This is a genomic window from Paraburkholderia sp. SSBN10T (genome assembly GCF_056619545.1).
In genome coordinates this window covers 1-23619 of the sequence record NZ_JBWQQI010000021.1, presented here as the reverse complement: position 1 = coordinate 23619, position 23619 = coordinate 1, and the positions used below count along the sequence as shown (strand labels likewise).

The following is a 23619-nucleotide window of genomic DNA, read 5'->3' as shown; positions in this document are numbered from 1 at the left end:
CGGCCGGGCCTCCTGATTCATCAACCTGCCCATCGGAGGAGCGACACCATGTCTGCAGCCGCTGTAAAACCGATTCCGGAAGGAATGCACTCGCTGACCCCGCATCTGATTTGCGCCGGCGCCGCCGAAGCGATCCGGTTCTATACCGAAGCTTTCGGCGCCGCCGAGCAGTTCCGCTTGCCCGGGCCGGACGGCAAATTGATGCATGCGTGCCTGAAAATCGGCGATTCGATGCTCATGCTGGTCGACGAAATGGCCGGCTGCGGGGTGCTCGGGCCGCGCTCGCTGAAAGGCTCGCCGGTCTCGATTCACCTGTACGTGACGAATGTCGATGCCGTGGTCGAACAGGCGGTCAAGGCCGGCGCCCGCGTCACCATGCCCGCCGCCGACATGTTCTGGGGCGACCGCTTTGCCCAGCTCGAAGATCCGTTCGGACACCGCTGGTCCGTGGCGACGCACCAACGCGATGTGTCGATGGAGGAGATGCAGGAAGCCGTCCGTGCGATGCAGCATTGATCGCTGTGCTCATGCGCGACAACACGCGGGCACGGAAGACGTACCCGCGTGTTGCTGTGCGTCAAAGCGGACTATCTTGAGCGGTCGTTTTACGGTGCGGGGTTTAAGGTGGTCGCTCAATGCGAACGCTTGACGCAATCGCTTGCTGAAGCCGCCTGGTGAGGCCTCCCGGCGCAAGCGATTCGATTCGCCCAAAGCTTTAACGGATCACGGCATCGAACGAAAACGTACCGAGCGCCGCGCGTACTTCGTCCAGCGTGGCCTGAGTAACGGCTTTCGCACGCTGTGTGCCTTGCCGCAGCACGTCGAGCACATAGCCCGGTTCGCGTGCGAGCTGTTCGCGCCGCTCGCGGATCGGCCCGATCAAGGCCTGCAACTGCTCCTCGAGGCGGCGCTTGACCACCATATCGCCGAGGCCGCCTGCGCGGTATTCGGCCTTCAGGCGCTCGACGGTGGCGCGATCCTCGTCGAACGCATCGAGGTAGGTGAACACCATGTTGCCCTCCACGGTGCCCGGGTCGGAAGCGCGCAGGTGGTTCGGGTCGGTGTACATGCTCTTGACCGAATCGCGGATCGCGTCGGCGGAAGACGAAAGCGGAATCGAGTTGCCCTGCGACTTGCTCATCTTGGCTTTGCCGTCGACTCCCGGCAGCCGGCCCATGGCCGGAATCAACGCCTCCGCTTCGGGCAGCACGTCCTTGCCGACTTGCCGGTTGATGCGACGCACGATTTCGTTGGTCTGTTCGATCAGCGGCGCCTGGTCTTCGCCGACCGGCACGACGTGAGCCTTGAAGCCGGTGATGTCGGCGGCCTGGGCGACCGGGTAGCACAGAAAGCCGGCCGGGATATCGCGGCCGAACCCGCGTGCCTGAATCTCGTCCTTGATCGTCGGGTTGCGCTCGAGGCGCGCGACGGTCACGAAGTTCAGATACAGCAAGGTCAACTCGGCCAGCGCCGGCAGTGCCGATTGCACCGCAATGGTGGTCTTTTGCGGATCGATGCCGACCGCCAGATAATCGAGCGCGACTTCCAGCACATTGCGGCGCACCTTGTCGGGGTCATGCGCGTTGTCGGTCATAGCTTGCGTATCCGCGACCAGCACGTATTGTTGATGTGTCTCCTGCAGCGCCAGGCGGGTCTTCAGCGAACCGACGTAATGGCCGAGATGGAGCGCACCGGTAGGACGGTCGCCGGTCAGGACGGTACGGCGCGGGGAGAGGGTGTTGTCTTGCATAAACGGGCTCTTTTGAAACGCCGCCGCAGGACAAGCTAACCGGGGATACAGCACCATGTCAGCCGGACTGCGGCGGTCATGGTCGTAGTAAAGACGTGACGATGCCGCTCCTTCAGGAGCGCCACCAAGCGTAGAACAGGGAGAGGTTCATCGGGTACATGGCGTAAGGATGCCATATCCGCGTGAGGGTTGCCAATGAGAGGCCATGGGGACACGCACAAAGGAGGTGACTCCGTGCACGCCAGCGAAAAGCGTCGGTCAAGCAACGGACACGCGGTTATGCCGCCCTCACCTCGGCCAACAGTTCTGGATGACGGTCCAGCACCTTGAGCAGCTTCACCAATGCCAAAGGAGGTTTGGTCTTGCCGTTTTCGTAGCGTGAGAACGCGTTAATGCCGCCGCCGAAAATCTCGGCGGCTTCCCGCTGGTCCAGTGCGAGTTTCTTACGAACACTGGCAATGAAGGCAGGATCGACGATCGACGCATTGACCTGCTTGTTGAACTCGAGCATCGCCGCACTGGTACGTGCCGATTCGGCCATGTCCAGCACGACCTCGCCACAGGCCGGGCAATAGTCGCCGGTTACGGCAGGGACGACAGTCGACTCCCCTTTGTACACATACGGCATGTCCCGGGTATCACGTACCAGTTGGGCCGCCGCGCAAGACGGACACATCACGCTCATAGCTCCTTGAATGAGACGATCAGGACATCGTCAACTACGGTGAGTTTCAGATAAACCTCTCCGGCTGGTGTAGTCGGACGGTACACATCCTGCCAGACCCGATGATCGCCATACGTCGTCATACTCTTATAGAAGTCGGCCGAGGTCAGCGCCATGAGGACGCTGAGGATGCCGTCGAAGTCGAGTCCTAGCGCGGCGGCACCTGCCAGCGCCGACATGGTTGAACGCACCTTCTTTGCCTCGAGCAACGCTTTAACGACGGACAACTTGCAATGTGGCGTGCTCTTTGCCATAAAAATATTAACCTATTTGGTTAAATTTGGCAAGTAGGTTAGTTCCAACGGATACTTTCCCTGGCGGCCAAGATAGGGCGGACCCTTCCCGCTCGCGTGTTGTGAACTCTGCGAGCGTGCCGGTTGCGTGGATGCCATCAGCCACAGCGCCAACAGTCAGTCGCTCAGCATCAGCTACGGGTCCAGTTAGATTACAAAGGAGACCATAACAAATTTTCGGTCAGAAATTGCGTCCCGAAATTCAGTCTGATGAGCGAAATCAACATCCTCGCGGGAGGGCGATATCTACATTGCGACAAGGGAATTCAGTGGCGATCCGATGACAACACATCGGACCCAGGAAGCGCAGAAGAACTACGAGAAAAACGCAAACGGCAGCGTAACCGCCAGATAAATCGCGAGCCCCGTCGCCGGCAGGCCGGCAGAAATCGCAACAATCGCGAGCACACTCGCCGTGACCGTCAGCACGAGCAGACGCATGCGGCGAGCACGCCGCGCCGCCAACGCCTCGCAGCGTTTCAGCGCAGGCAAGTCCTCGGATGCCGGTTCGGCATGCTGACCGATATTCACCCCTGCCATGATCGCGTCTCGTCGATTGATCCTGCCATTCTGGCACCGCCCGTATATCGGACATCTAAATAGCGCGCCGTGAAATGCAAAGGAAACGTATAAGACAGCCCGGTGCCGCTCAGCATCAAAGTGGCTTGCTCACACTCACAAACCGGATCGCAACCAACCCACAATTTCATCGCCCCGCCCTTGTCCTGGTTAAGACCATCAAACATCCTCCAAATCAGCATAACTCGCCAATTTTCCCGAAAGCATTCATTTGAAAGCGGTTTGCATGCCCGCATCGGAACCCGCGAGTTATCAACAGATTCTGTTCGCAAATCTGTTGATAACTCGCTGGAGAATCGCGTAAGCGGTTGATGCTGCTCGACTTTACTGGGAAAGGTCGAATCGGGTCAGGCTGCCTGCGCCGCCAGGGTCGCTGGCGGCGCCTCGTCCTGCCTAGACGCCCCGGCCTGCCGTGTCGGTGCGCTCGGCCTCGTTCGCGTGGGGCGCGATTCTCTCCTCCTCGGCCCATTGCCGGCGCGAGCGGTACATTCTCGCGAGCGCGAGACGCGCCATCTTGACCCAGCCCGAAGGCCGCGGGTCGGCCAGCATGCTGAGCGCGCGTGCATAGTCGAGCGTGAGGCCCGGCGTCCATGCCATGGTGGCGGCACGCTTGCGCACCTGCGCGGCCACCCACAACTCGGGGGTCGCGATCACCCGCAGGAACGGCTTCCAGCCGCTCTGACGGCCCAATACGCGAGCCGATGCGCCTTCGAGCGCCGCTTCGAGCGCCCGCGACACGGTGCTGGAACAATTGCGGTACGTGAGGTTGTAGGTCGTGTCCTGGCGGTACGTCTCCCAGAAGCGCCGCAGCCGCTCGGGATCGTAGTTGCGGATCCGCACCTGAACCGTCGACGGGCACCATGCTTTCGATTCGGTCCCATAGTCGGGCTGGAACAGACCCGGCACGTTGTTCTCCCGGGTGGCGCGCAGAAGCCGCGTGAATTCGTCCGGCGAGCGGTCGATTTCCACGCCCGGATAGAGGCTGATATAGACGCCCTCCGGCGACTCCAGCGCGGCATGTCCGGTCGAGATCACGCCGTTGCGGTCCACGGCGGCAATGTAGCGGTCGATGATCGGCTGGCGGCGCGCTTCGCCCTTCGAGGAGCCGACCGGCGTCCAGACATGCACGGTCAGCGCCGGTTCGTCGGCGGCCGGCGGGCCGTCCCATTGCACCACGGCGGGAGCCGCCTGCTGCACCCCGGCGGTCGCACTGGCGGCCTGCGCGGCCCGGTCCGCGGCCACCGCCGGGTTCGAAGACAAACGCCGCACCCGCGAGGCCAGCAGGATCATGTTCCAGCCGCCGAACATCAGCCCGAGTCCAAGACAGTACGGCACGGTGCCGACGTAATGCGTCGGAAACGGCTGATAGAAGAAAATCGCCAGCGCGATTTCGACCGCCCCACCGACTACCGCGAGACGCCAGGTCCGGTAGCGCACCACTCTGGCCGAGATGATCTGCAACAGACCGTCGGCAAGAAAGAGCGTGCCGAAGATCATCGACAGGATGAAATTACCGTGATGATGGCCGGCGAGGATCAGGGCAGCCGCTACGCAGAATGCCAGTCCCTTGACGTAGCGCAGCGTACGTTGGCCACCCATGCCGGTCCAGGCCACTGCGAGCGTGGCCAACCCTTCGACAAGCAGCAGGCAGGCGAACGGCGTGATCGGAAAGTACAGCGCGCTATCGAGCGCGTCGACGAAGACTGCGACACCGAGCACGAGGCTGATCCAGCCCAGTGTCGTCAGCGCCCGCCAGCGGGTACGAAGGTAGTCGACTCCCAACAGGATCATCACCAGGCGAACCATGGTCAGTCTCCGGATGCAGGCGTCGTGATCGTCGAGCGCCGCCGTGTCGGCGCGGCCGCGGTGGCGTAGCGCCATTCAGCGTTCGTTATATAGCATGCGCCCGGCATGCCGCAATGGAATTGCACGGGAGTTCGGGAGGGTAGCGCGCGAGGCGGGCCGCCTGCACTGGGAGTGTTCAGCCGTCGCGCCGCCCCACCCGCACGGCGACCGCCGCGCCGCGCATCGGCGCAGGACGCGCGCGCAGCGCCTTCCATTTGCCGGCGGCGGCCGCGAGCAGCAACAGCGCGCCGATAGCCACCAGATCGCCGGCCAGCCCGTTCAACCAGGCCGGCCCTCGCGCGAGCCGCACGGCAGTATCGACGCCGATCGACACCACCGTGCCGCCGACGAAGCACACCAGTCCCTGCTTGCCCACCGTGACCATCGCCGGCAGGCGCTCGGCGATCTGGCGCACCACCTGCATGCGGACCGTCTGGGCCACCAGCCACGCAATCGCCAGGAAGCTGACGACGCGCACCGCGGCGAGATTCTGCTTCATATATCCGGGCGTCGCCTGGGTTTCGAGGCACAGCTTGATGAACGCGAAAGTCAGCGCCACTGCGAGCGCCGCGCAGGTCAGCGAGCGCCCTGCTTTCGAGACCTGGAACGCATGCGATACCGGATGCAGACGGCACAGAATGCCCAGCATGAACATCAGTTGCCAGGCAAACGGATTGAACGCCCAACCACCAGGATCGGTGCTGGGCAAGGCATGCGCGAGCCACGCGGCGGCCAGCCACACGACGACGCTCACGCCCAGCGCGACGGCCGGCCGACGATTGGCAAGCGGCACCGAGAACGGTACACACAGCGCGAACAAGGTGTACATCGGCAGGACGGAAGACAGGAACGGCTGATGCCGCAAGGTGACGATACCCAGCAAGGTGCCCAGCGGGTGATGCAGCAGATCGGCCCACCCGGTCTCGCCCAATACCGGCGAATCGACATGCCACAGCATCAGCGATGCGCCCGCCAGCAGCATCAACGCGGCCGTGAACAGATAGGCGCGGTAGATCTCCCATGCGCGGATCGCGAAGCGCCGCCTGGCGGCGTATTCGCTGCGATACGTCGCGACATTGGTATAGGCCGCCGCCGAGGCGTAGCCGCCCAGAAACACGAAGACTTCGGCCGCGTCGCAATACGCATAGTTGTGCAACATGAAACGCGACAGGACGCTGCCTTGAATATGATCGAGCGTGATGACGATCAAGACGACTCCACGCAGGAAGTCGATTTCGAGCGATCGCCGGACGGGCGAATTCATCAACGGTAACTCCGTTTGCTGGGCGACCGGAACCTGCAAAGATTGCCGGGCCGCACGGGTGGATAACCGGATTGCCTGAACGCTGTGTGCCTGGAGCCTATGCCACGCGGCACTGCAATTCAATGACGCGTCCGCGCCGCGATTTTTCAACGTGTTACGTTGTCGCCGGCGAGATCGCGAGTCCTGTTGATTCCGGTCCGACACAAGCCTCAGTACGCGGTTCCCGTCGGGATTGCATTGAGATGTTCCATCGCACCGATATGCGTATTGCTTGATGCGGCGTGCGCCCGACAAGACCTGACGGCGCCTCGCGGGACCAGGCTGCGATCGTCGATTAATGTTAGGCGTGTAGTGATGACGAGAGGCTGGCAACAGTCTGTCAGTCTTGTCACTCTGAAAGCGCGCTAGCCCGGCGAAAGCGAGCTAGCGGCGAAGGAAGGAGCCCGTGGAGCGGCATCTCGCAGCAGAGATTTTCCGCTGCTGCAATCACACCCGCAGCGACTCCTGTATTGACATCCGGTTACAAAAAAGTGGTCAAAAAATCCAGCGACTTTCCGCCGGCTTGCGCAGCGCTTTCATCCGCGAGCAAGCGTGCAGGATTCAGACCCGTGCGGCCAATGCTTCAGGCCGCCGCGACGTGCAACAGCGCGTCGCCCTGCTCGCCGCCCAGCACATCGACGATGTCGGCAAACATGCGCGCCAGTTCGCCGGTCATCAGCGTCATGTCCGAGTCGAACTGCTCGTCGTCGTTGTGCGCGGTCGGATCGCTCGCTTCCTTGATGACGTCAAGCGGCGTGACGCGCTTGATGGTCAGCGACGGGGTCAGGACAAACGACACACGGTCGTTCCATGTCATCGCGAGGCGCATGCACTGCTTGCCGGCTTCGATGTGGCGGCGCATGTCCTCGACATCGAGCGCATGCCCCACATATCGCACGGTTGCATTGCCCTGCGCAGGCGAGCGCAACTCGGTGTCCTGATCCAGCGTGAAGCCGGCCGGCGCGTCGCCTGACAGGAGCCACCCGGTCATCGCCGCCACCGGCGATTGCGCGACGCGCACGCTGGCGAGCGGCAACTGGCCGACCGATTTGACCAGCAGCCCGAGCACTTCGTCAGCGACGGCTTGCGACGACGCGTCGATCACGAGCCAGCCATGCACCGTGTCGATCCACACCCGAGTGTCGCGACGGATGCTGAAAGCGCGCGGCAGCAGTTCGTCGGTGACCTGCTCCTTCAGTTCGCGCATCTGCTTGCGGCCAGGTTTGAAGCCCTGCTGCTCTTCGAGTTCGAGCGCACGCGCCTTGGTCACCTGATTGACGACCGAGGCGGGAAGCAGCTTCTTTTCGGCGCGGAACATCAGCAGCATCTGGCGGTTAATCGAGTAGACGAGCGAGTCGTTATCGCGCGGCGAGGCCCATCCCTGGGACTGCATTTCGACGCTGCCGCCCGGCTGGAACGCGTGCGGCGCCAGCCATTTTTCCATCTGCTCGGGGGTAACGGACCACGGAACGGGAAGACGATGAAGCTGAAGGTTTTTGAACCACATGGGCGTACAGGCAAAGCGCATCATTCTATACGACACTCGCTGGCGCGAGTGATCGCATTGCACGCGGCAGCGAATCGCCGCGTATCGGTGAAGCGGCATGCGGTGCGGTTGTCCGGTTGCGGATCGTCTTCGCTTAATTGATCAGCAGACCTACGATTACTGCAAAACGCCGCAAGCTTGCGATCTCACGAGGAACGCTCGCCAAACCGCGCACGCGCCTGATGCACCCGGGCGCCGCGAAAGTCCACGCCCGCAATGATCAAATCCGCCGAAAGGCGCCTTCAGCCGCCAAACCCATTCTCAGCCGACAGTGTTCGCGCCGAGAATGCAGCCAGCTTCAACCCCGAACCCCCTCTCCAAGGGAGCCTTCGATGTCGCCCCCGTTTTCTTCGGCAATCCGCGTTGCGCTCGCCGACGCCGTCAACCCTTAAAAAGGCGCACACCACCAGGCCGCCGCCCTCCGCTTTTCGCGCAAATCACCTAGACTTTTGGCATGCAGTGGAAATGGATGGAGGCTGCCATGGCGGAATCGATGGTCAGCATCGTAGTGGGATTGGTGGTGATCGTCACCGGGGTGACGATCCTCGGCGCGCACTACCGGCGCAATCACCGGACGTGGCCGCTCACGCGGCTGGACGGCCACCGGCTGTGGGAACGCATGCGGCATCGCCACTGAAGCGCACCGCCAGCCGGAACGCCGCAGGGGCGGCAAGGCCCCTGTGGCGGCTCCCCGCCGCGCCGCGCAGGTTGCGCGCACGGCCCGAACGGAGACAACCATGTCCGATGAAACCGATGCCTGGCAAATGGTCGAATACGAAGGTTTCGAAATCCACGTGTCGCCGCGCCCTAAAGAGCCCGATGCGCCGCCCGGCCAGAACCGCTTCACCTACCTGGGCTACGTTTGCCACCCAGGCGCCGATCCGGCGCTTCCCGGGCACGTGGTGCCGTTTCATGCGGACGGCGAGGAATGGTTTGCGAGTATCGAGGACGCGCGCTACGAGGCGGTGCATGCCGGACGCAGCATCGTGGACGGCACGCATCCGGATTTGTCTGTTCTATCGCTGGTGACGGGCGGCGTGTAAGCCGCCGTCCGGGGCATCCGGCCCAGGCCAGGAATGCCACGGCATCAGATCTAAGGCAGGCGCCCGGCCACCGCCGAATCGCGCCCGTTCCACGCCAGGCCGGAAGGACCGTCGCGGCCGGAAATCTGCTGCGCAAGCAGCAGCATGCGCTGATTTGCGCTGTCCGGCGCGAACGTCGCCACTTTCCTCTGTGCGTTCTGCACCAGAGTTCGCCGCAGCAAGGTGTCCGTATGCAGGCGCCCGATGGCGCGCGCCATTTCGTCGATATCGCCGATCGGCACCAGCATGCCCGCCTCGCCGCCTTCGAGCAGGTCGCGCGGTCCGGTCGGACAATCAGTGGAGATCACCGGCGTGCCGAGCGCCATCGCCTCGCCGAGCACCATGCCGAAGCCCTCGTAGCGGCTGCTCAGCACCAGCATTTCAGCCCGACGAATGTAAGGGAACGGGTTCGAACAGAAGCCGAGAAAGTGAACCGACTTGCGAATGCCGAGTTCGACCGCCAGTTGCTCGAGTGCCGCCTGATCGGGCCCCTCGCCGATCAGTACGAGGTCGGCCGAACTCAGCCGTTGCGCGCGCACCTGAGCGAATGCGCGCAGCAAGGTCTTGTGATCCTTCTGCCCTTCGTCGAGGCGCGCCACCGAGACGATAAAAGTCTCCGCCGGGCACTCGATCGCGTTGCGCGCCTTCAGGCGCAGCGACTCCACGTCGATGACGTTCGGCAATTCCACCAGATTCACGCGATCGGCCGGGAAGAGCTGCTGTGCCTCGCGCAACATGTCGGGCGTCAGCACCGCGATGGCGGCGTAGCGGGAGTATTGTCTGACGCGGCGCGCGAGGTAACGCGCGCTCTTGCTGCCGAGGCGGGTCGCGAGACTGAAGTGACTCACGCCGAACCACGGCACCTTGCCCGCGCCGGCCAGGTGGCGCAGTGAAAAATCGAAGTCGCAGACAATGTCCTGATCGCGGACGAGCCGCCGAAAGCGCGCGCCTGCGAGGGGACGAATCACGCCGTAGGTCAGCACCTTGTGCAGCAGCTTGAGCGGGCCGCTGAGCTTGCCCTGGCGGCGCGTCTCGTGCAGCGAGTTCATCCACTTCGACGCGGCCAGCACGTGGACCGGCACGTCGTCGGGAATCGAATGGGCGCGCCAGAACAGCAGTTCGTCAGTCGGATAGGTCACGCACACGCTGGGCGCAAAGAGGCGCCTGTCGAGCGTCTTCAACCACGCGAGCAGCGACGTTTCCGTGCCGCCCTTGCCGAAATCGTTGATGTGAAACAGGATGCGCCGCGGCGGATCGAGCGGTTCGGTGCGGTCGTGTCGACTATCGTATTTCATACTCTCAATGCATCCAGACCTGACTTCAACGGGAGACAGCGACAACGGACTGCGCGCGCACCTGGTTCAGCCGAGCCCGCGGGACGGACGCCGCGACGCCCCGGCCGGTTCGGCGAGCGGCTGGGCGCTTCCCAGCAGAAGGCCCGCGAACGACCAGAAAGCGAGCATGGTGGTCTGCCACATGAAATCGTCGGTGGTATTTTTCGCGATCATACCCGCAACCAGCGCGATGCCTGCCGCGCACAGCCACGGGTCGCTGCGCCGCACGCGCCAGAAACTCACCACCAGAGCCAGCAACAACGCCGTTTCGAGGACGACGCCGATCATGCCGGTCTGCAGCCAGGTATTGAGGAACAGATTGTGGGCATGGGTCAGCGCCTGGGGTTCGATAGTCAGCAGGCTTTGCGGCATCTCCCGCTGATAGACCATGCCCGGCAGCGGCTTGCCGAAGCCGACGCCGATCCATGTGTGCCGCTCCGCCTCGCTAGTGTAAAACTCCCACAGTTTCGGCCGCGTGTCGGACGACACCGTATCGCCGATACTCGAAAACGCCTGCGGGAAAAACACCAGACGGCCCTCGATCGCAACGTCGTGCGACGCCGCGGCGGGCACGGCGGGGCCCAGCCGTAGCCGTGCGCTGTATTCCAGCGTGCCGACGCCCGCCGCGCCGACCACGGCAAACGTCAGTAGCGCAAGCAGCGCGTGACGCCGATACCAGGGAAACAGCGCGACCAGTAGCGTCGCCACGGCGGCCGGCCAGAAAAACCGGTTGAGCGTGGCGAGACCGATGAACAGGCACAGCACGAGGCCGCTCAGGCCGAAGACACGCCAGCGTGGACGCAGCAGCGCGCCGCTGAACAACGCCATGGCGAACACCGCCATCGTACTGGTATGGCCGACCCGGTTGTAGAAATGCAGCGGAAACGTGTTGGCGGTAGGCGGCTGCAGATGTCCCCAGTAGAGCGCGCTGATCAGGGCCAGCAGCACGCAGGCCACCCAGCTCACCAGCACGAATGGGGCTAGCCGCTGCGTGCGCGTGCCAAGCAGCCAGAAACCCCAGAACGACACCAGCGGGTACAGCACCTCGTCGAACCACGCGTGAATGCTGACCGCGGGATAGGCCGACCATGCCACCGCGCCGAGACTCCAGAGCGCCCAAGCGGCGATCGGCACGACCAGCGGCCAGTTGCGCAAGGAAGGACGCTGCGGCGACAAGGCTGCTGCCAGCGTGCCGAGCGCCAGCAGCGCGAGCGCGTTGAACACGACGGCCGTCATATGCCCGAACATCACCGCGAACAGGATGACTGGACACGCAATCCACAAGACGCGCTCGACGCGCGCGAACGTGTTAGTCATTACACTTCCACCAGAACATTTTTCAATGCGTTATACACAGACTCGACCGAGATACGTCCCATGCAGCCGGCGTGGTCGCCCTCCCAGGCAACGCAGGTGGTCGAATTGCGGTCACAGCGCCGAACCCATGCCACTTCGCGCCGGAAAATAAACGGTTGATCGCGACAAGGCATGTCAACGATCGTCACCGGCACGAACGGTACTTCACTCCAATAGCGGCCCGCGCCATGAATCTGCGCACTGCCGGGGCCGAACAGCGCTACCGTCGGCACACCGACCAGGCGGCCCAGGTGGGCAACCCCCGTATCCGGACACACCACCGCTTTGGCGCCGGCAAACAGATGCCACAACTCGCCCAGCCCGACCCGTCCTGCCAGATTCGGATGATGCGGGTCCGGGTCGATGCCGCGGATCAGTTCGGCCTCGCCGGGGCCGCCACTCCAGACCGGAATATAGCCGAGTGCCTCGACACGCTGCGCAAGTTCGCGCCAGCGCGCATCCGGCCAGCGCTTGACTCCAGTGCTCGCGCCCGGATGCAGCACGACGTAAGGTTGCGTAAGCAGATGCGCATCCGGCAGCACCGCGTGCGCAGGCGCCGGCCAGTCGGTGGGCCGGTAAGCGCGCGGCGGTGCGCCTTCGACCAGTTCGGTGGCCAGATCCGCCCATGCCGCCGGCGCAGCGGGATACGGCACGCTCTGGTTGAGCGGCCAGTTTTTCCACGCCGGCACGTCGCCCGCATGCGCGACGATCCAGCGGCAGCCCGCGCCAAGCGCGAGCCAGCTATGCCGGTTGTCGCCGAGCACCAGACCGAGATCGTACGGGCCGGAATCCAGCACCCCTTTGACGGAGGCGAGGTCCCGCGGGTCGAACGGCAAGGCCGTGACGTCGAAGGGCCGTCCGGCATACAGCGGCACGATCGCCTTCGGACAGGCGAGGACGATCCGCGCCTGCGGATACTGCGCGCGCAGCTTGGCCAGCAGGGGCGTGAGCAGCAACGTGTCGCCCAGCAACAGATGATGCGCGAGGAGGATGTGTTGCACAGACGCCGGCCGGCGACGCAACGGCTTGAGCACGAGGCGCGGGATGGCCCGCGCAAAGATGCGGATACGCCCGGACAGTCGGCTCATTGGGTCATCGGCACGTTGGTCCCGTCCGCGATCTGGCTAGGCGCCGGCAGCCGGCTCGAGGTCGCGTTCCCCATGCAGAGTCTCCAGCGGTATTCTTGTCGATAACCTACGCCCCAGCGCCGGATTGCGCCGCACACGGCAAAGCCGGCGCGGTGACGGCAGGCACCCCGCACCCGCCTTCTGACGGCGCCAGCACTGGAAGCGAAATGAAAAAAACGAACAGGCCGGTCGTTGGTCTGACCAGAGGTGATATGGCGAAAAATTATAGCATGCGCGGCAGGCTGAAAAGCCGCCCGGACGGGCCTGTGCGGGCGGGCGTCGGGGGTGTCTGAGCTGCGTCGGCACAGGCCTTGCATCGGTCAATTCCCGCCGCGGATATGCTTGGCCAACGCAAGCAGGGCGTCGACATGGCCGCTCACGCTCGCGTCGTACAACACGGCGCCAATCGCCACGTCCGACGGCGACGCGTGCAACGGCGACGCGGCAGCAAGCCGCTGCCGGACCGCACGCTCCAGCGTGGCGCGCAGGTCGGCCTCGTCATCTGGTGCGAACACGAACTTGGCGTGCGCCGCAATCGCATCGCAACAGCCGATGCTCGACGGCAAGATCACCGGCGTACCGCACATGACCGACTCGACGCCAACCAGCCCGAACGGTTCGTACTTCGAGGCGAGGATCGTGAAATCGGCCGCACGGTAGCCGTCCTCGATCTCCTTCACGTAGCCGATGTAGCGCAGCCGCTCCGAGGTGCGCGCAGGCGGCCGCCCCGCCACGGCCAGCACGACGGGCAGCGTGGTGCCGCGCAGCGCCGCTTCGATCAGCGGCAAACCCTTGCGCTCATGGCTGCTCGACGGGAACAGCAGCACGATCTCATCATCTGCGAAGCCGAACTTGCGCCGCAGTTCGGCGCGCCGCGCAGGATCGACCGGTGTAAAGCGCGTGCCGTCGACCGGCGGATACAGCACCCGGATCTTGGCTTCATCGATGTTGTAGAGCTCGCGCAGTTCGTCCTGCATCAACTGCGAGTGCGCGACGATCACGCTCGACTTCTCGTACTGACGGCGCTCCAGCGCGATCTGCCAGCGGTCCGAGCGTTTGTGGACCCGCCCAGTGGCGCGCAGAAAGCCAAGGTGAGTGCCGCCGCAGATCGCGATCTCGGACGAGTCGACCCGATTGCAGCCAATCAGCACGTCGACCCGGGCGGCCCGGCGCGCCCGGTGCAGCCGCCACGAAAACCAGAGGTCGCGCAGCTTGCCGGGCAGAAACGAGACATTGATGCGATGCGGCTCGACCATGCGGCTTTCCGGCACCGACATGTCGAAACGGCGCGCGAAGAAGGCCAGATCGATGCCTGCGGCGGCGAAGCCACGCACCAGATCCATCGCGTAGCGCTCGAGGCCGCCACTTTGTTTCAGCGCATTACTGGAGAGTCCGATTTTCATTATTCAGACGAGTGCGTGCAGGGCGTCGGGGAAACCGTAAGGGGGAAATCAGCCGCGCGGCTGCCGGGCAGCCGTGCCACGGCACGGCTGCGGCACGGATTAGAGCACACCCAGGATGCGATTGACTTTCAGCGTGGCGTTAATACATCAAGCCGCATTCTGCTGGAACTGGATGCGATGCAGATGCGCGTACAGGCCATCTTGCTCCAGCAGTTCGCGGTGACTGCCGCGCTCGACGATGCGCCCGGCTTCCAGCACCAGAATCCGGTCCGCGCGCTCGATGGTCGACAGCCGGTGCGCGATGACGAGCGTGGTGCGCCCCTTCATCAGCGTTTCCAGCGCCGCCTGCACGTGACGCTCGGACTCCGAATCGAGCGCCGAGGTGGCTTCGTCGAGGATCAGGATCGGCGCATCCTTGTAGATGGCGCGCGCAATCGCCAGACGCTGGCGTTGACCGCCCGAGAGCATCAGGCCGTTGTCTCCGACCAGCGTCTCGGTACCCTTTGGCATGGATTCCACGGTATCCCACAGGTTCGCCGCCTGCAAAGCGGCCTTGACCTTCTCCGGATCTGCCGTCTGGCCGTAGGCGACGTTGTGCTCAATCGTGTCGTTGAACAGCACGACGTCCTGGCTCACCATCGCGATCTGGCTGCGCAGCGCGTGAATGCCGTATTCCGGCAGCGCCACGCCGTCGACCAGAATCTCACCGCCGGTCGGATCGAAGAAACGCGGCAGCAGATTCACGAGCGTGGTCTTGCCGCTGCCTGACGGGCCGGCCAGCGCCACCATTTCGCCCGGCGCAACCTTGAACGACACACGGTCGAGGGTCTGCCGGTCGTGCGTGCTGGTGGCGCCGTAATTGAACGATACATCGCGGAATTCGACCTCGCCGGAAGCGCGCTCGAGCGGCTTGCCGCCGCCCTGTGGCTCGGCCGGCTCGTCAATCAGGCCGAAGATCAGCTCGGCCGCGGTCATGCCGCGTTGCAGCGGCTGGTTGACGTCCATCAGGTGCTTGAGCGGCGAGACGATCAGCAACATCGACGTAATGAACGCAACAAAGCCGCCAACCGTCGTGCCGCCGTGCGCCGATTGCACGACCGCAATCGTGACCACGACCGCCACCGCGACCGACGCCAGAAACTGGGTCAGCGGCTGGGCCAGTCCGCCGGAAGTCGTCATACGCAGCGAGTAGCCGCGCAGACGGCGGCTCATTTCGGCGAAACGATCAATCTCGTATTTCTCGCCGTTGTGCACCTTGACCACCTTGTAGCCCCCCACCGTCTCCTCGACGATGTAGGACAGCTCGTTGGTGAGCATCTGGTTTTCGCGGTTGAGCCGGCGCAGCTTGCGGTTGATCTTGCCGATCACCCAGCCGATTAGCGGCAGCATCACCGCGACAATCAGCGTGAGCTTCCAGTTCAGATAGAACAGGTAGCCGAGCAGGAACAGGACCGTCAGCGAATCGCGCACCAGCGTGATCATCACGCCCAGCAGCACGTTGAGAATCTGATTGACCTCGAAGACGATTGCGTTGATGACGGTGCTGGCCGTCTCACGCTGGAAGAAGCCGACGCTCGTGTGGACCAGCCGTTCGAACATCTCCAGACGCAAGCGCAGCAGGATCGTATTCGAGACGTACGCAAGCAGGTAACCGGAAGCGTATTGGGAGACTCCCCGTACCAGCGCGAGCCCGATCACACCGAGCGGCACAATCCAGGCCAAACCGGCGGCGGCATGCGCGCCGAAGCCCTTGTCCAGCAGCGGCTTGAGCAGCACGGGAATCAGCGCGTCGGTGCCGGCGCTTACGCCCATGGCGGCAATCGCCCCAATCAGGGTCCACAGGATCGGTTTGATATACGGCCAGAGTCGGCGTAGCAAGACGTAAGGCGACGACGCCTCGCCTGATCCGCCGATGACTTTGCTTAAGGTGGGCTTCGCGCTCAAGGAATCCTCTAGAAAGGCGAACAGCGCGCCCACCCGGCGGGCGGACGCACAAAATACCGCATTGTAAACGCTTGGGCGGCCCCAGCGCCCGACCCGTTGTGCCGGGCTGACAGCCGGCTTTCAGCGGCTTGCCGAAGGGTTCATGGGGCGCGCCGTGCGCTGTGTATATATACTTGCGCGACGCGTTTTGCCCACCCTGCACCTTCTCCGCTATTCAGGCATGAAAAAAACCACCCTCGGCGTCGCCCTGATCACCAGGAATGCGGCGCCGCGCCTGGCCGAGTGTCTCACCGCCGTGGCGTTCGCGGATGCGATCGTCGTGATCGACGGCGGCAGCACCGACGGCACCGTCGAGATTGCCCGCGCCCACGGCGCCCGGGTGCTGCAGGAGCCCGACTGGCCGGGCTTCGGGCCGCAGAAGAATCGCGCGCTCGATGCGCTCGACACCGACTGGATCCTGTCCATCGATGCCGACGAAATCGTCACGCCGGAACTCGCCACGGCGATCCGCGCCGCGCTGGCCGCACCGGCCGCCGAGGTCTATGCGGTAGACCGCCTGTCGAGCTTCTGCGGACACTGGATCCGCCACAGCGGCTGGTATCCGGACTGGATTCCGCGCCTCTTCAAGCGCGGCGCCGCCCGCTTCTCGGACGATCTCGTGCACGAGCGGCTGGTGTTCGACAGCCCGGCGCAGCGGCTGACCGGCAAGCTCATGCATTACTCGTACGAAGACTTCGAAACCGTGCTGCGCAAGCTCGACGCGTATTCGACGGCGGGCGCGCAGCAGCGCCATGCAGCAGGCAAAGGCGGCAGCTTCGGCAAGGCACTGGGGCGTGGACTCTGGGCGTTCGTGCGCACATACGTGCTGCGGCGCGGCTTTCTCGACGGCCGCGCCGGGTTCATGATCGCGGTGTTCAATGCGGAAACGGTGTACTACCGGTTCCTGAAGCTCGCGCGCCTCAACGCGCGAGAGCGCTAAGCGCGGCTTCGCGCTGGGCGCGAGGCAACAGCGCGGGCCGTAGCCGTCAATAGACGATTTCGATCGAACTGCCGGCGAACTCGCCGCGCAGTGCCGCGAGCAGTTCGTCGGTGGGTTTCACGCGCCAGGCATCGCCGAGACGCACTTCACCTTGCGCATTCTCGCTGCGATAGACGATCTGCACCGCCAGTCCGTTCGGAATCTGCACGGCCTGGCGCTGACGCCCGCCGTCGCCGCCGAAGCCGCCGCTACGGCCTCCACCACCGCCGCGCGCCGGCGCTGCGGGCGCCTGCGCGGCCTGCGGCTCATCGGCTCCGGCGCTGTGCGCCTCCAGCACGCGACGCAGCGCGAGCGCATCGGCGTTGCCGTTCATCTGCACCTTGACGGCTTCCGCATAGCGGCAACGCGCGCGGCCGAGATCCATGACGGTGTCGACCGTGAAGCGGATGCCGCCGGTAAACGCGTCGTTACGCGCCTGGCCCTGCACCACCAGCAGTTCGTCTTCCTTGAAGAGCTGCTTGTGGGCTTCGAACGTCTCGTTGAAGACCGTCACTTCGCATTGACCGGTACCGTCGTCGAGCACTGCGATCAGCATCTTGCCGCGCTGGGTCATCTGCGTGCGCAGCGAGGAGATCACGCCGGCGATCAGCTTGTCGCGCCCTTCCTTCAACTCGCCGATCTTTTGACGCGCGAAGCGGCGCACTTCGTCCTTGTAGGCGTCGAACAGATGGCCCGAGAGGTAGAAACCGAGCGCGCCCTTCTCTTCCTGCAGCTTCTTCTTTTCCGGCCATTCGGGCTCGTCGACGAGCTCATGGCCTTGCGACGGCGCGTCGCCCATGTCGAAGAGACCCGCCTGCATCGCGTTGGCGCTCGCCTGCTCGGCCGCTTCCATGGCCAGCGAGACCGACGCGATCAATTGCGCGCGATTCGCATGCAGTGCGTCGAACGCACCCGCGCGAATCAGCGCTTCGACCGTGCGGCGATTGACCACCCGGCGGTCGATGCGGTTGCAGAAATCGAACAGGTCGATGAACGGACCTTCTTCGCGCGCCCGCAGGATTTCTTCGATCGCGTTCTGGCCACTGCCTTTGATCGCGCCAAGACCATAGCGGATCGTCTTCGAACGCTTGCCGTCTGCTTCCGCTACCGGCTCGAAACGGTACGCCGATTGATTGATGTCCGGCGGCAGCACCTTCATTCCGTTCGTGATGCAGTCTTCGAACAGAATCTTGACCTTGTCGGTATCGTCCATGGCGAGCGACATATTCGCTGCCATGAATTCGGCCGGATGGTGCGCCTTCAGCCATGCGGTGTGATATGCGAGCAGCGCATACGCGGCCGCGTGCGACTTGTTAAAGCCGTAGCCGGCGAACTTCTCCATCAAGTCGAAGATTTCGTCGGCCTTCTCGGCGGTCAGCCCGTTCTTCGCGGCGCCCTGACGGAACAGTTCGCGATGCTGGGCCATTTCCTCGGCCTTCTTCTTACCCATCGCGCGGCGCAGCAAGTCGGCGCCGCCGAGCGAGTAGCCGCCGATGATCTGCGCCATCTGCATCACCTGCTCCTGGTAGACCATGATGCCGTAGGTCTCTTTCAGGATGGGCTCGACGCGCGGATCGGGATACTCCACCACCTCGCGGCCGTGCTTACGGGCACAGAAGCTCGGGATCAGGTCCATCGGGCCCGGCCGGTACAAAGCCACCAGCGCGATGATGTCCTCGAAGCGGTCAGGCTGGGCGTCTTTCAGCATGCCCTGCATGCCGCGGCTTTCAAGCTGGAACACGGCGACCGTGTTGGCCTTCTTGAGGATCGTGAACGAGGACGGATCGTCGAGCGGCACCTGCGCGAGCGACCAGTCCTGCTTCGATGCATCGAGCCTACGGATATAGCGCTCGGCCCAGTCGAGAATGGTGAGCGTGGTCAGGCCCAGAAAGTCGAACTTGACGAGGCCGACCGCTTCCACGTCGTCCTTGTCGTACTGGCTGACGACGCCGCTCTCGTCGCCCTGCGTATAGAGCGGACAGAAATCGGTCAGCTTGCCCGGCGCGATCAGCACGCCGCCCGCGTGCATGCCGACGTTACGCGTCAGGCCCTCGACGCGCTGCGCGAGTTCCAGCAACTGATGCACTTCGTCTTCGTTGTCGAAGCGCTCCTGCAGGAGCGGCTCTTCCTTCATCGCGTCGGCGATGGTGACGTGCTTGCCGGGCTTGAACGGAATCAGCTTGGCGATGCCGTCCGTGAACATGTAGCCGAGATCGAGCACGCGGCCGATGTCGCGCACGGCCGCCTTCGCCGCCATCGTGCCAAACGTGGCGATCTGCGATACCGCGTCCGCGCCGTACTTGTCCTTCACGTACTGAATGACGCGGTCGCGCCCGTGCTGGCAGAAGTCGATGTCGAAGTCGGGCATCGACACCCGTTCCGGATTCAGGAAACGTTCGAACAGCAGGTTGTAGCGCAGCGGATCGAGGTCGGTCACGCCGAGCGCATACGCGACCAGCGAGCCCGCACCGGAGCCCCGGCCCGGCCCCACCGGCACGCCGTTGTTCTTGGCCCAGTTGATGAAGTCCGCCACGATCAGGAAGTAGCCTGGGAAGCCCATCTTGATGATCGTGCCGCACTCGAATTCGAGGCGCTTGTAGTAGGTTTCGCGCTGCGCGTCGCGCTCGGCCACGTTGGGATACAACTGCTCGAGGCGCTTTTCCAGCCCCTCCTTGGACAGATGCACAAGGTAGTCGTCGAGCGACATGCCGTCCGGCGTCGGGAACAGCGGCAGCTTTGGCTTGCCGAGTTCGAGCGTCAGATTGCAGCGCCGGGCGATCTCCACGGTATTGGCAAGCGCCGACGGAATATCCGCGAACAGCGTGGCCATTTCGTCTTGCGAGCGGAAATACTGCTCGGTCGTGAAGCGCTTCTGACGGCGCGGATTGGCGAGCATGTCGCCTTCCGAGATACAGACGCGCGCTTCGTGCGCGGTGAAGTCGTCGGGCGTCATGAACTGCAGCGGGTGGGTGGCCACCACCGGCAGTTTCAGCGCGGCCGCGAGCGCCACCGCCTGCTGCACGTAGGCTTCGCCGCCCGGCTGGCCGCAGCGTTGCAGCTCGATGTAAAAACCGTTGGGGAAGACCTTGGCCCAATGTTGCGCGTTGCGTTTGGCCGCTTCCTCGTTACCGGCCGCGAGCGCCATGCCGATATCGCCCTGCTGCGCGCCGGACAGCGCGAGCAGCCCTTCACCGAGACCGGTTTCGAGCCAGCCGGCTTCGATTTCGGCGCGACCGCGATATTGATTGGTGAGCCACGCTTTGGTCAGCAGTTCACACAGGTTCAGATAGCCGCGCCCGTTTTTGACGAGAAGCAGCAGACGCGCGGGCTTGTCGCGGTCATCCGGATTGGTGATCCAGACGTCGCAGCCGGCAATGGGTTTGACCCCTTTGCCGCGGGCTTCCTTGTAGAAACGGACGAGGCCGAAGGCGTTGCCGAGGTCGGTGAGCGCGAGCGCGCCCTGACCGTCTTTGGCTGCGGCCGCGACGATGTCGTCAAGGCGCACGATGCCGTCGGCAATCGAGAATTCGGAGTGAACGCGGAGATGAACGAAGCGAGGATCTGACATGGGCGGTATTGTAACTCCAGCCTCCCGAAGATTTGAGACGAAACGGACACGTTGGCCATCCGGCCAGGAGGCGGCCAGCGGGTGCGGATAAGGCCGGTTGCGCGAGCCCGCATGGTTGGGCGGGCAGAACAAATCAAGGGAGCCTTGCGCCGCCGCAACTGGATAGCCATACGGCCGACTCGGGCAATCGGGCCGCTTGAGGGATAATAACGGTTTCGCCCAATTCGCCGTAGCTGCGGCGCGTGCCGTTTGCCGCGCCGCCGGGCTCCTTTACCGCTGGACCATCATGAGCATCGTCAATCTCGCCGCCTACCAGTTCGCGACCCTCGAAGCCACTGCCGAGTGGCGTCCGCTCGTCACCGAGCGGTGCAACGCACTCGGTCTGCGCGGCACGATCCTGCTCGCGCCGGAGGGCATCAACCTGTTCATCGCGGGCACCCCGGAAGCGGCCCGCGCATTTATGGACTACCTCCGCCACGACCCGCTGTTCGAGGGCAAGTTCGCCAACCTGCAGTTCAAGGAAAGCGTGTCGGAGAAGCAACCATTCCGCCGCATGCTGGTGAAACTGAAGCGCGAGATCATCACCATGAAGAAGCCGGCGATCCGCCCGGAACTGGGCCGCGCGCCGTCCGTGGATGCACCTACGCTCAAGAACTGGCTCGACCGCGGCCACGACGACGCAGGCCGCCCGGTAGTGATGCTGGACACGCGCAATGCGTTCGAAGTGGACGTCGGCACGTTCGACGACGCGCTCGACTACCGGATTAACAAATTCAGCGAATTTCCGGCGGTGATCGAGCAGAACCGCGCGGACCTGGAAGGCAAGACGGTCGTGTCGTTCTGCACGGGCGGGATTCGCTGCGAGAAGGCCGCGATCCACATGAAGGAAGTGGGCATCGAGAACGTCTACCAGCTCGAGGGCGGCATCCTGAAGTACTTCGAGGAAGTGGGCGGCGCGCACTACCACGGCGAGTGCTTCGTGTTCGACTACCGCACGGCGCTCGATCCCGAACTGAAGCCGACGGCAACGGCACAATGCTTCGGCTGCCGCGCGGTGGTGAGCCCCGAGGCGCAGCAGTCCCCGCTTTACGTCCCGGGCAAGACCTGCCCCGCATGCCATCCCGAGCGAAACGCCGCACACGCAGCGTAATGGATGAGGCGGTTCTCGCGAATGAACAACGTGGCCCGTCTGCGTGACGACGCCTCAGCATTGCGAGCCCAGGACCGTTTCACAAGGGCGAATCAAGGATAGCGCCCAAGAACAACGCCGCATCGAGAGCCAAGAAATGACTTACCGAGGCCGCTTCGCCCCCTCGCCTACTGGACCGTTGCATTTCGGCTCGCTGGTGAGCGCACTCGCTAGCTGGCTGGATGCGCGCGCACATGGCGGCGCGTGGCTGGTGCGAATCGAGGACATCGACGGCCCGCGCACAGTAGCCGGCGCAGCCGAAGACATTCTGGAAACGCTCGAACACTTCGGCCTGCGCGCGGACGAACCACCGCTATGGCAAAGCGGGCGCACGGCGCGCTACCAGCGGGCGCTGGAGCAACTACAGGACGCTGGGCTCGTCTACCCATGCGGTTGCACCCGAAAAGAGATCAGCGATTCGCTGCTGCACGCTCACACCCGCAACACGACCCTTGCCTACCCGGGCACCTGCCGCAACGGCCTGCACGGCAAACCCGCGCGCGCGTGGCGCCTACGCGTGCCGGACGGGGAGGCCGAGCCAGGCGTTACAGCAGAGACGGCCGGACACACCGGACGAAGCGACGCGCAAAGAACCGCGACGGACACTGAGCTAGACGCTGCGGGAAAACCAACCGGCGATCTGACGGAAAAAAGCAGGCGCGACGCAGCAACGATCACATTCGAAGACCGCTGGCAGGGCTTGCAAACGCAGAATTTAGCGACTGAGGTCGGCGACTTCGTATTGAGGCGAGCGGACGACCAGTGGGCGTATCAACTGGCGGTGGTGGTGGACGACGCTGATGCGGGAATCACGCACATCGTGCGAGGCGCGGACCTGTTGGACTCGACGGCACGGCAGATCTACTTGCAACGTTGCCTGGGCGTCGCGACGCCGGCCTATCTGCATGTGCCTGTGGTGACGAACAGCCTAGGTGAGAAGCTAAGCAAGCAGACGGGGGCGACGGCGCTGGACACGAGCCGTCCGCTGGATGCGTTGTACGCGGCGGCGGAACACCTGAGACTGGACATGGGCGAGCATCGCCACCAGTCGCTGAAAGCGTTCTACGAGGCGGCGACAACGGCATGGGCGAAACGCATCGAAACACTGCGTCCGGCCGCACCACAGTAACGCGAACGCGATGCCTCCCCTGGTTTCGGCCCATCGACGCAAACGGCCGAGAACATAGCACTTGTCGCAAACAGCATGGTTTGAAGCATGAGCGACGAGCAGGTTGCAGGTTGCGGGTTGCGGGTTGCGGGTTGCGGGTTGCGGGTTGCGGGTTGCGGGTTGCGGGTTGCGGGTTGCGGGTTGCGGGTTGCGGGCAGGCTAAGCCACGAACGTCCAGGAGCGAAGACCGAAGGGAGAACGACCGATCGGCGGCGCGAAGCGCGCGCTGGAGCGGATGAGCGCCTTGTCACTAAGGGGGGAGATGCGAGAGCAGGTCCTCGTGCGGACCACTCCGTGCTGGCTCAAATGGCGGACACCTACGAGCTGGCGGTGTGAGCCCGCTTTCTTTTGCCTACTTTTCTTTGCGGCGGTGTATGGACCGGAGACATA

19 protein-coding genes are annotated in these 23619 nt (G+C 64.0%); 6 read left to right on the top strand and 13 right to left on the bottom strand.

The annotated features are described in order from the left end of the window. Positions 1 to 48: 48 nt before the first annotated feature. The gene (locus tag AC1ECK_RS27440) at positions 49 to 516 is read left to right on the top strand and encodes a VOC family protein (protein WP_480324788.1); all 468 of its coding nucleotides are present in this window, start codon (positions 49 to 51) and stop codon (positions 514 to 516) included. A gap of 199 nt (positions 517 to 715) precedes the next feature. Here the strand turns inward: AC1ECK_RS27440 and trpS are convergent, their stop codons facing one another. The 7 genes from trpS to AC1ECK_RS27405 all read right to left on the bottom strand — a co-directional run bounded on the left by trpS (position 716) and on the right by AC1ECK_RS27405 (position 8001). Further along, positions 716 to 1750 carry a tryptophan--tRNA ligase gene (gene trpS / locus AC1ECK_RS27435; protein WP_480324786.1) on the bottom strand — a complete coding sequence of 345 codons (1035 nt, stop codon included), beginning with the start codon at positions 1748 to 1750 and terminating at the stop codon, positions 716 to 718. A 277-nt stretch (positions 1751 to 2027) separates the two neighbouring features. Beyond that, positions 2028 to 2429 carry a type II toxin-antitoxin system MqsA family antitoxin gene (locus AC1ECK_RS27430; protein ID WP_480324980.1) on the bottom strand — a complete coding sequence of 134 codons (402 nt, stop codon included), beginning with the start codon at positions 2427 to 2429 and terminating at the stop codon, positions 2028 to 2030. 2 nt (positions 2430 to 2431) lie between these two features. Further along, complete coding sequence (locus AC1ECK_RS27425) at positions 2432 to 2728, bottom strand: type II toxin-antitoxin system MqsR family toxin (RefSeq protein ID WP_480324784.1); 297 nt, start codon at positions 2726 to 2728, stop codon at positions 2432 to 2434. Between the two features lie 354 nt (positions 2729 to 3082). Beyond that, positions 3083 to 3307: a hypothetical protein gene (locus tag AC1ECK_RS27420; protein WP_480324782.1), complete on the bottom strand. Its 225-nt coding sequence runs from the start codon at positions 3305 to 3307 to the stop codon at positions 3083 to 3085. Positions 3308 to 3739: 432 nt separating this feature from the next. Further along, complete coding sequence (locus tag AC1ECK_RS27415) at positions 3740 to 5152, bottom strand: HdeD family acid-resistance protein (protein WP_480324978.1); 1413 nt, start codon at positions 5150 to 5152, stop codon at positions 3740 to 3742. Positions 5153 to 5327: 175 nt separating this feature from the next. Continuing rightward, positions 5328 to 6455: an OpgC domain-containing protein gene (locus AC1ECK_RS27410; protein ID WP_480324780.1), complete on the bottom strand. Its 1128-nt coding sequence runs from the start codon at positions 6453 to 6455 to the stop codon at positions 5328 to 5330. Between the two features lie 622 nt (positions 6456 to 7077). Beyond that, positions 7078 to 8001: a recombination-associated protein RdgC gene (locus AC1ECK_RS27405; RefSeq protein ID WP_480324778.1), complete on the bottom strand. Its 924-nt coding sequence runs from the start codon at positions 7999 to 8001 to the stop codon at positions 7078 to 7080. Between the two features lie 493 nt (positions 8002 to 8494). Between AC1ECK_RS27405 and AC1ECK_RS27400 the strand changes: the two genes are divergently transcribed. Both AC1ECK_RS27400 and AC1ECK_RS27395 read left to right on the top strand, forming a co-directional pair. Beyond that, positions 8495 to 8677, top strand: a complete 183-nt coding sequence (locus AC1ECK_RS27400) for a hypothetical protein (RefSeq protein ID WP_480324776.1) — start codon at positions 8495 to 8497, stop codon at positions 8675 to 8677. Between the two features lie 100 nt (positions 8678 to 8777). Further along, on the top strand, positions 8778 to 9083 hold the full coding sequence (locus AC1ECK_RS27395; protein WP_480324774.1) for a hypothetical protein: 306 nt from the start codon (positions 8778 to 8780) through the stop codon (positions 9081 to 9083). A gap of 50 nt (positions 9084 to 9133) precedes the next feature. Here AC1ECK_RS27395 and AC1ECK_RS27390 read toward each other — a convergent pair whose 3' ends face one another. The 5 genes from AC1ECK_RS27390 to msbA all read right to left on the bottom strand — a co-directional run bounded on the left by AC1ECK_RS27390 (position 9134) and on the right by msbA (position 16286). Continuing rightward, a complete protein-coding gene (locus tag AC1ECK_RS27390; protein ID WP_480324772.1) occupies positions 9134 to 10417 on the bottom strand; it encodes a glycosyltransferase in 1284 nt (427 codons plus the stop codon). A 66-nt stretch (positions 10418 to 10483) separates the two neighbouring features. Next, entirely contained in the window at positions 10484 to 11773 is a 1290-nt protein-coding gene (locus AC1ECK_RS27385) for an O-antigen ligase family protein (RefSeq protein ID WP_480324770.1), read from the bottom strand. Further along, a complete protein-coding gene (locus AC1ECK_RS27380; RefSeq protein WP_480324768.1) occupies positions 11773 to 12900 on the bottom strand; it encodes a glycosyltransferase family 9 protein in 1128 nt (375 codons plus the stop codon). Before AC1ECK_RS27380 ends, AC1ECK_RS27385 begins: the two co-directional genes overlap by 1 nt. 359 nt (positions 12901 to 13259) lie before the next feature. Beyond that, entirely contained in the window at positions 13260 to 14342 is a 1083-nt protein-coding gene (locus AC1ECK_RS27375; RefSeq protein ID WP_480324766.1) for a glycosyltransferase family 4 protein, read from the bottom strand. 147 nt (positions 14343 to 14489) lie between these two features. Beyond that, positions 14490 to 16286: a lipid A export permease/ATP-binding protein MsbA gene (msbA, locus tag AC1ECK_RS27370; RefSeq protein ID WP_480324764.1), complete on the bottom strand. Its 1797-nt coding sequence runs from the start codon at positions 16284 to 16286 to the stop codon at positions 14490 to 14492. Between the two features lie 220 nt (positions 16287 to 16506). Between msbA and AC1ECK_RS27365 the strand changes: the two genes are divergently transcribed. Then, complete coding sequence (locus tag AC1ECK_RS27365) at positions 16507 to 17265, top strand: glycosyltransferase family 2 protein (RefSeq protein ID WP_480324762.1); 759 nt, start codon at positions 16507 to 16509, stop codon at positions 17263 to 17265. Positions 17266 to 17311: 46 nt separating this feature from the next. Here AC1ECK_RS27365 and dnaE read toward each other — a convergent pair whose 3' ends face one another. Continuing rightward, the gene (gene dnaE / locus AC1ECK_RS27360) at positions 17312 to 20881 is read right to left on the bottom strand and encodes a DNA polymerase III subunit alpha (RefSeq protein WP_480324976.1); all 3570 of its coding nucleotides are present in this window, start codon (positions 20879 to 20881) and stop codon (positions 17312 to 17314) included. Between the two features lie 277 nt (positions 20882 to 21158). Here dnaE and AC1ECK_RS27355 point away from each other — a divergent pair, with 277 nt between their 5' ends. Then, positions 21159 to 22022: a sulfurtransferase gene (locus AC1ECK_RS27355; protein WP_480324760.1), complete on the top strand. Its 864-nt coding sequence runs from the start codon at positions 21159 to 21161 to the stop codon at positions 22020 to 22022. A 136-nt stretch (positions 22023 to 22158) separates the two neighbouring features. Then, positions 22159 to 23190 (top strand): tRNA glutamyl-Q(34) synthetase GluQRS, encoded by a 1032-nt coding sequence (gluQRS, locus tag AC1ECK_RS27350; protein WP_480324758.1) that lies wholly within the window; start codon positions 22159 to 22161, stop codon positions 23188 to 23190. Positions 23191 to 23619 lie beyond the last annotated feature (429 nt).